The sequence below is a fragment of the Corallococcus exercitus genome (genome assembly GCF_003611585.1).
Taxonomy (GTDB): domain Bacteria; phylum Myxococcota; class Myxococcia; order Myxococcales; family Myxococcaceae; genus Corallococcus; species Corallococcus exercitus.
Map to the genome: position 1 here is coordinate 1 of NZ_RAVW01000763.1, position 1,693 is coordinate 1,693.

A 1,693-nucleotide genomic window follows, 5' to 3' on the forward strand; every position below is an offset into this window, starting at 1 on the left:
GGGGCGGGAGGAGCGGGCTTCGGCCCCCGTGGAACAGGAGCACCCGTGATGGCGGAGTCCCCTGCCGCACCCCCGGCGGCTTCAGCCGCGCCTGGGACCGCGGTTTCGGCGCCCCTGGCGGCTTCACCGGCACCCGAGGCGGGAGCCTCGACGCCGAAGGCCACCCAGGCGGCGCGGTCCTCGAACGACGTCGCGCCGCCGGACGCGCAGGCACCCCTGGCGGTGCCTGCCGCGCGTGGGGCGTGGAGCCTGTCGCCGCCGGAGAACGCGAGCGCGACGGGAGACCGCATCGACGCGCTGCTGGCCACGAACCACGGCTTCGACCTCGCGCTCGCGGCGGTGATGCTCGGGTGGTTGTTGCTGGCGGTGGTGCGCTTCCGGGGCGCCCGGAAGGTGGCGCCGGACGGAGGGACGCGGCGCTCACGGGCCTGGGTGCTGGGGCTGGCGCTGGGCGTGTTCGGCCTGGTGGATGGGACGCTGTTCCTGGGCTCCGAGCGCTACCTGCGCGACGTGCTCTGGAACTTCCGCGTCCCCACCGAGGATCCGCGCACGGTGCGCATCGAGATCAACGCGCACCAGTGGTCGTGGGAGGCGCGGTACGCGGGCGCGGATGGCGCGTTCGGCACGAAGGACGACGTCGTCACCTGGAACGACCTGCGCGTGCCGGCGGGCGTGCCCGTCTGGGTGCAGCTCGTCTCCACGGACGTGGTGCACGGGTTCTCGCTGCCTGCCTTCCGCGTGAAGCTGGACGCCATTCCGGGCCGCGTGAACCAGACCTGGTTCCAGGCCGCGCGCGAGGGAGCGTGGGAGGCCGCCTGCTACCAGCACTGCGGCACCAGCCACTACCGGATGCGCGGCATGCTGACGGCGCTGTCGCCAGAGGCGTACGCGGCGTGGCTGCGCGAGGCGGGCCTCAAGGCGGTGCAGGGCTACGACGCGGATGACACGGCGGCCCACTGGGGCTGGGCGTGGAGGACGCCATGAAGGCGGCGGCGTTCTTGAAGTCGCTGTGGACGACGGACCCCCAGCGCGTGGCGCGGCAGTACCTGTGGGGCGGGTTCCTGTTCCTGCTCGTGGGCGGCCTGCTGGCCATGCTCATCCGCTTCCAGTGGGCCTGGCCGGGGCAGCCGGTGCCGGGGCTCGCGTGGGCGCTGCCCGAGTCGAAGGGCGCGCTGACGCCGCCCGCGTACACGGCCGTGTTCACGATGCACGGCCTGCTGATGATCTTCTTCGCGGTGACGCCGCTGCTCTTCGGAGCGCTGGGGCACTTCGTGCTGCCGCTGGCCATCGGCGCGAAGCAGATGGCGTTCCCCCGGCTGTCGCCGTTCGGCTTCTGGGCCTACGCGGTGGGCGGCGTGCTGATGCTGGTGTCGTTCGTCGTGCGGCTGGGGCCCGCGAGCGCGGGGTGGACGTCGTATCCGCCGCTGGCGACGCCGGCGTTCACGCCGGGGCTGGGGCAGACGCTGGTGACGGTGGCGGTGCTGTGCGTGGGCGTGTCCGCGTTCCTGTACGGGCTCAACTTCGTCGTCACGGTGGTGCGCTGCCGCGCGCCGGGGATGACGTGGGGGCGGCTGCCGCTGGTGGTGTGGGGGCTGTTCTACGGCGCGGTGCTCAACGTGCTGTTCGTGCCGGTGCTGGCGGCGGCCACGGGGCTCCTGCTGCTGGACCGGGTGGCGGGCACGCAGTTCTTCAT

General features: G+C 73.2%; 2 protein-coding genes. Both read left to right on the forward strand.

The features are described 5' to 3' along the window. The first annotated feature begins 48 nt into the window (after nucleotides 1-48). Nucleotides 49-984: a cytochrome c oxidase subunit II gene (locus D7W79_RS41790; RefSeq protein ID WP_244222276.1), complete on the forward strand. Its 936-nt coding sequence runs from the start codon at nucleotides 49-51 to the stop codon at nucleotides 982-984. Then, nucleotides 981-1,693 (forward strand): cbb3-type cytochrome c oxidase subunit I (locus D7W79_RS41795; protein ID WP_208729984.1); only part of this gene is annotated, 713 nt, incomplete at its 3' end. The genes D7W79_RS41790 and D7W79_RS41795, both read left to right, overlap by 4 nt.